The sequence below is a fragment of the Nocardia sp. NPDC060259 genome, assembly GCF_042728775.1.
Taxonomy (GTDB): domain Bacteria; phylum Actinomycetota; class Actinomycetes; order Mycobacteriales; family Mycobacteriaceae; genus Nocardia.
In genome coordinates, this window is the sequence record NZ_JBHXAY010000048.1 from 43,349 (window position 1) to 49,937 (window position 6,589).

The following is a 6,589-nucleotide window of genomic DNA, read 5'->3' on the forward strand; positions in this document are numbered from 1 at the left end:
AGCGTCAGCTGGTTTCGCGACCGATCCCGTCGTTGTTGCTGTCGAGCCTATTCGGGGCCGGCAACGGATAGGCCGGTGACCGAATCGTTGACCGGTCCCGGATGAACCCTTCGACTCGCCGTTGCGTAGTTCGTGGCAACGGGGCATCACGAAAGGACCGGCAGTGAGCGCAGCGGAGCAGACCAGTGAGCAGTTCGCCGACCGGTTGTTCGGTGCGGCGCTCGGCACCATCGACCTCCTGGCGGTGCATCTCGGCGATCGGCTCGGCTGGTATCGGGCCTTGGCCGATGGCGGTCCCGCCGACGCGGTCGAGCTGACCGAGCGCGCGGGCGGCGACCTCCGGTACGCCCAGGAGTGGCTGGAGCAGCAGGCCGCGACCGGCATCCTGACCGTCGGCGCCGACGGCAGGTTCGCACTCCCGGCCGGCGCGGCGGAGGTACTGACCGACCAGAACAGCCTCAATTACCTTGCGCCACTGGCCAGAATGCTCGCCGGCGCCGCCGTTCAACTGCCCGCACTGGTGCGCGCCTACCGTGACGGCGGCGGCGTCGGCTGGTCCGAATACGGCATCGACATGCGCGAATCGCAGTCCGACCTGAACCGCCCCTGGTTCGAACGCCGCCTGGCCACCGACCTCGCCCGTGTCGAGGACGTGCACGCGATCCTGTCCCGCCCCGGCGCCCGCGTCGCCGATGTCGGTTCCGGCGGCGGCTGGTCGTCGATCGCACTGGCCCGCGCCTACCCCGATCTGACGGTCGACGGCTACGACATCGACCAGCCCTCGGTCGAGATGGCCCGCGACAACGCCCGCGACCTCGGCGACCGTGTCAGCTTCCAGCACGCCGACGCGGCAACGGATCTCCCCGAATCCACCTACGACGCGGTCTTCGCCTTCGAGTGCCTGCACGACATGCCGCATCCGGTCGAGGTACTGACCGCGGTGCGCCACTCCCTGCGCCCGGGCGGCGCGGCGATCGTGATGGACGAAGCCGTCGCCCCGGAGTTCACGGCACCGGCCGGCGACATCGACCGCCTCATGTACGGCTTCAGCCTGCTGATCTGCCTGCCCGACGGCATGGCGCACCCCGGTTCGGCGGGCACCGGCACCGTCATGCGCACCGCGAAGCTGGCCGACTACGCCGCCAAGGCGGGCTTCGCCGCCGTCGACGTCCTCCCGATCGAGGAGTTCGGGTTCTGGCGCTTCTACCGGCTGACGGCCTGATCCACCGGCTGGTCCTGCACGGTCCACACCGCGGCGAGATCCTCGAAATACCGCTGGCTGCTCCACAATCGGTAGTTGCCGATCACATAGACCCGCCGCCGCGCCCGCGACACCGCCGCATTGAGCACATTCGGATTGGTCGCGGCCCAGCGTCGTGACCCACCCGCCGCCGGGGACGTTCCGAGGATCAGCACCACCACCTCGGCCGAATTCCCGTGCATCGCATGGACAGTCCCCACGTGCTGGGTGGCGAACTCCGCCCCGAGAACCTCGCGCGCGATCTCCCGCGCGCCCCGCGCGACATCGCGGAACGGACTGACGACCCGGATGTCGCCCGGGACAACGCCGTCCGCGGCCAGCTGGGTGAGCAGCCCGGCAAGCGCCTCACCTTCCCCGGGAATCCAATTACCCTCGGCCCGTGCCGATCTGACATCGATCCACCGATTCTGCCCAGGAAACTCCGGCCGTTCCGGCGTGCCGAAGATCAGCAGGTCGTCGTCGTAGGCGATGCGATGCGTCAACTCGAAGATCGGCAGGTCACTGCGCCGATGCACCCGCAGCGGTGCCCCGACCCACACCGGCTCGGCCTGATCGGCAGGCGTCAACCACGTCCCGAACCGAGCACCACGATCGGCGGCCCTGCGCGCCGAAGCCAGGTCCGGCATCCATTCCGGATCGAGCCCGTACTGCCGTACCAGCGCCTCCTGCGCCGACGTCGGCAACGTCCCCACCGGCCCCAGCTGACGGTGATCGCCCACGATCACCGCGCGCCGAGCCCGCCAGAGCCCACCCGCCACCGACTGCGGCGCGGCCTGCCCCGCATCGTCGACGAACAGCCAGCCCAGCGCTTCCCGCCCGAGCCCGGCGAACAACCGTGGCGCCGCGGTGAAGGTCGTCGCGACCAGCGGCACCGCGAGGAACAGCGTCTGCCACGCGGCCACCACGGTTTCCGGCTTCGGTTCCTCGGCCAGCTCGCCCCGGATCAGCGCGATGGCGACGATCAGGTTGTCGCGCACCCGCGACCCGGCATCGAGCAGGAACGCCCGATGCAACCGCAACGCGGACAGGAACAGCTCACGCCGGGCGCCCGCGTACTGCTCGTCGGCCCACGGATTGCACAGCTGGAACTGCTCGTCGTCTCCGGCGGCGTCGCCGAACGGAATAGTGTCCGACCAGTTCTCCCGCGCCCGTTCGATGATCTCCAACGCGGCCTCGCGCCGGGTCGTCAGCTCGAGATGATCACGAATGAGCCGTCGCCCGTGCTCGGCCGCCGCCGCCCATTCCCCGCGCGTGTACTCGACCTCGGTCTGCCGCCGCCGTATCTCCGATTCGGCGATATGCCGCTCGCGCAGCAGCTCAGTGCTCCTGGCGCTCCACCGCCGTCCGGCCTGGAACCCGGTCGACAGTGACGCCAGAAACCCCGGCTTCTGCCCACCGTGCTCACCGAGCAGCTTGCCGACCCGATGCTGGGTCGCCAGCGCGGCCCGCAGCTGCTCGGTGGCCAGCTGATGACGTTCCCGCCAATGCGCGTGCGCGGTATCGGCATTCGCGATCTCCGCCGCCATCGAGTGCAGACGCTCGTGCACGGTCGGCAGATCGGCGACCGCGTCGGCGACATCCTGACGCTCCTGCGCGAGCCTGCGCACCTCGGCGCGTCGACCGGCGAAGTCCCGCACCGCGGTCGACCAGTCGGGCAGCGAATCCGGATCCGCCTCAGCGTGTTTGAGAATGTCGAGCATGCCGCCCGCGGTCGACCCGGCCTTGCGCTCGCCGGCGAACCGCTCGCCGAACCAGAACCGCTCGCCGAAAGTCCGGCGATCGTCGCCCATCGCCGCCGCGACCAACCCCCACGCGGGTTCGTCGCCGACGAGATCAGCCAGTTCGGTGAAGTGGTTCACCTCGCAATCGACCGCCTCGCGACGCTGGATCTCGGTGACGACGTCGGCCGCGGCCTCCTCGCTACCCGTCGTCAGCACCACTTCGTATCCGGTGACACTGTGCGCCAGCCGATGCGCGCCGACGGTGTAGTTCTTCGCGACCTGCACCTGCTCGGTGATGCCGGTGAACGCCTCCAGTGGATCGTCGAAGGTCGCCAGCTGCGCGGCCCGTTCGACGACGATCCCCGCCAGCAGATCACGCAGCATCGTCGTCGTGCCGGTACCCGGCGCGCCGTGCACCGCGAAAATCCCCGCGCCGTCCCGCAATCCGGCCATCGCCCGATCGACCGCGAACTGCTGGCCCGACACCAGCGGGTCGCCCGGCCACCGTCCATCCGGAACCAGGTGGGGGAGCAACCCTTCGACGACCACGTCTTGGCGCTGCCGGACATCGATCCGCTCGTCGACCGGCAGTGTCTCGGTCGCCGCGAGGTAATCCTGTAGCGCCGCACCGATATCGCCACGCTCCACGGCCGCTGCCAGCGCGGCGAGATCCTCGCCCAGACCGCTGTTCAGCCGGTCCTCGGTGGCGATGCTGTCCGCATCGCGCGCCGGCACCTGGACACACGCGACACGAACCCCACCCGCGCGCAGCTCCGACCGAATCCCGAGCGCCGCACACAGTTCGCCGGTGAAAGTATGCAGATCACGACCGGTGAGACAGGGCGCTTCGGGCTGTTCCTCCGTGTCCCGGGGCAGGAGTCGCTCGGCGAAGGCCAGCGCGGACATCCCCGCGAGCCCGGGGGAGATGACCCCGTCCGCACCCGCCGCGATGAGCGAAGCCCCGACACCACGACCCGCCATGTCGAACGCCCGCCACCGTGGTGACTGCCGCACCTGCTCGGTGCCGGCAGCCGCGGCCTCGCGCGTCAAAGTATCGAAGGCGGCGGTGAAAGCCGCCGAATCATGGTCGAACCCCTCGGCCCAGCCACTGTCGGCCGGACCGGGCGACCGCAGTCGATTCACCGCCCAGGCCAGCCCCGACAAGGTCGCCGAACCCGCGACGACCACTCCGTCGTCGGTCACGGTGACCGCGAAAGTGGCTGTCATACCGGCCCGCCGCGCATCGGCCTCGAGCCGATCCTCCCCGAACGCGCGAACCAGCGCCTCGCGCGCCCGCCCCACCCCGAACAAGCCGCCGTACACCACGAACTGCCACACCCGCCCCGGCTGTAACGCGGGCAGTGCGGCCTGGTCCTCCCACGGCGCGAGATCATCCGCCGCCGGCTCGACGACGATCCCGTCATCGGGTAGCGCGCCGACGTCGGAAACACGATGCGGACCGAACAACTCCACGGTCTGCCAGAAACGTACGAGCCGCGCGGCGTGCTCGGATCCGCCCACGATGCACCTCAATCCGTCGGCCACCAGTGCTGACAACGCCGATCACGGTACGCGATCGCGATCCCGCCGGTGCGGCAGCCCGATGGTCCCGCCTGCCGTGGCGAGACCATCGGCGCTGGTCCTACAGCCGAGGCAGGCAGCCTGCCGCCCGCATCCGCGCCGCCAGCGACGACGACACCAGCGCGCTCGACCCACTGCCACCGCCGAGCGCGACGAGGACGTCACCGCCCAGCCCGGCACCGAACGAACACCCGAGCACGCTCACATCGATGTAGATGTTCTCCTTCTGCTCCGGCTCCGCGGCGGCGGAACCCGCCCCCACGACTGTGGCGGCCGCAACAGCCAGACCGACCGCTACTGCCTTGACGATTCGCACAATGTCCTCCTGGAAAGCGCTGATCAGCGCTGTGATCGGAATCGGTCCTCGCAGCTCCCGGACCGACGGATAGTGTTGACCGTTCCTTTGCCGCGGAAACGTCTTCGGTGAAACTCCGTTGACGCCGACCCCCGCCGACCGCACGCTGACCAGGTGAACGAACTCGACAGTGCCGCCGACCGCTTCGCGGTGGGTTACCTCCCCGGCGAGGACCTGCCGATGGTGGCCGCCGAGGCGCTGGCCCGGGGCCACGACACCCCGGCCCTGGTCGAACTCGCCTGCCTGCACCGAACCGACACCCGCGACGCACCCGCCCTGTTCCGCACCGCGCTGGCCGAACTCGGTCTCGTCGAGGACACCGAGGCGACCTGGTCGGCGCGCGAGGTCGACGTGCGGTTACGTCGGGTCGAGAAGGACGCGGCAGCCTTGCTCGCGGGTGAAGAGGACTACGCCGAGCAGGTGAGCCGGATAGCGTCTGAGCTGTACTACCTGGCAGTCACGCCGGAAGCCGGTAGTCCTGAGCTAGCTGATCTGGCTACCGATTTCGATGGCCTCCGCTGGGGTCTCGAGGACAACTACTGGGACCCCGATGTGCTTCGCGACTCGATCCACGAGGGGTGCCGGACTCTGTTGGCAGGCCCGCCCTGGTCCAAGTCGAAGGTCGTCCCTGTCGCGCTCCCGCCACCAACTCCGTCGAGGTGGTGGCAGAAGCTGTTCCGCTCGTCTACGTAGCGGCACCGGAAACCTCAGCGCAGCACCATCTCCGCGACAGCCTTGGGCGCCGCGAGCCACTCCCTGATGTTGTTGCGTACCTCGGTGCTCCGCCGGCAATCGCAGTACGCGACCACCCCGTCAGCCTCGATCCCCGCCGCCCGGCACAACGCGACCGCCCGCGGCAGATGCTGATACTGACTCACGATGATCGCCCGCTCGACCCCGTAAATCGACCGCGCCCGCTCACACGTCTCCCGCGTCGACAGCCCTTCCCCATCGGACCTCACGATCGCCGGGTCGATCCCACGCTCGAGTAGATACCGCGTCATCGAAGCGATCTCGTCTCCGGAGGTCCCACCCGCGTCCCCCGACAGCAGTATCTCGCCGGCCTTCCCCGCGTCCACCAATTCGATGGCGACGTCGAGCCGACCCTGGAGATACGCCATAGGAGTGCCGTCCGTCGCGACCCTCGCTCCGGGAACAATCACGACCGGCACACCCGGCGCCGCCGCCACATCACTCCGATGGCCGGACGACATAGCCCACATGGCCGCATTCGCGCCCGCGGTGACGAGAACCAACCCACCCGCCACGACCAACCCGGCCCCGAGGACCCGGCGCAGTCGCCGCCGCTTCCCACTCTGTACAGCCATCGCCGACCCTCCCTTTGTCGCGTCCACGAGCCACCGTACCGGCGGTGGTTCGTGACAGCACGGGCGAAACATCCCCTGACTAGGGAATTTGACATTGCATTTGTCGACACGTAAATTAATTCCAGTCAGAGCGACACGGACACCGACCCGGTACCAAGTACCAGGGAAAACGAGGTTGGACGATGAGCGCCGACAACATCAAGTAAGAAGGCTCACCTGAACCGGATTTGCATCCGGATACGGGCATGAGCTAAGTTTGAACCCTGCCTCGCTGAAGCCCTGCTAAATGCAATGGGTAGAAGCTTGTGCGTGTGTTCTTTGAGAACTCAATAGTGTGTCGATG

Annotated in this window: 5 protein-coding genes; 2 read left to right on the top strand and 3 right to left on the bottom strand. The window is 68.7% G+C overall.

What is annotated here, in order from left to right; genetic code table 11:
* The first annotated feature begins 163 nt into the window (after positions 1–163).
* A complete protein-coding gene (locus tag ACFWF2_RS18860; protein ID WP_379308714.1) occupies positions 164–1,222 on the top strand; it encodes a class I SAM-dependent methyltransferase in 1,059 nt (352 codons plus the stop codon).
* Here the strand turns inward: ACFWF2_RS18860 and ACFWF2_RS18865 are convergent.
* Both ACFWF2_RS18865 and ACFWF2_RS18870 read right to left on the bottom strand, forming a co-directional pair.
* Positions 1,204–4,503 carry a DEAD/DEAH box helicase gene (locus ACFWF2_RS18865; RefSeq protein WP_379308715.1) on the bottom strand — a complete coding sequence of 1,100 codons (3,300 nt, stop codon included), beginning with the start codon at positions 4,501–4,503 and terminating at the stop codon, positions 1,204–1,206. The genes ACFWF2_RS18860 and ACFWF2_RS18865 overlap by 19 nt on opposite strands.
* Positions 4,504–4,624: 121 nt before the next feature.
* Complete coding sequence (locus tag ACFWF2_RS18870; RefSeq protein ID WP_379308716.1) at positions 4,625–4,879, bottom strand: hypothetical protein; 255 nt, start codon at positions 4,877–4,879, stop codon at positions 4,625–4,627.
* 153 nt (positions 4,880–5,032) lie between these two features.
* Between ACFWF2_RS18870 and ACFWF2_RS18875 the strand changes: the two genes are divergently transcribed.
* A complete protein-coding gene (locus ACFWF2_RS18875; RefSeq protein ID WP_379308717.1) occupies positions 5,033–5,611 on the top strand; it encodes a hypothetical protein in 579 nt (192 codons plus the stop codon).
* 14 nt (positions 5,612–5,625) lie between these two features.
* On the opposite strand, the gene ACFWF2_RS18880 is transcribed toward ACFWF2_RS18875, so the two are convergent.
* Positions 5,626–6,273, bottom strand: coding sequence for a vancomycin high temperature exclusion protein (locus tag ACFWF2_RS18880; protein WP_379308718.1), 648 nt, complete (start codon positions 6,271–6,273; stop codon positions 5,626–5,628).
* Between the last annotated feature and the right edge of the window lie 316 nt (positions 6,274–6,589).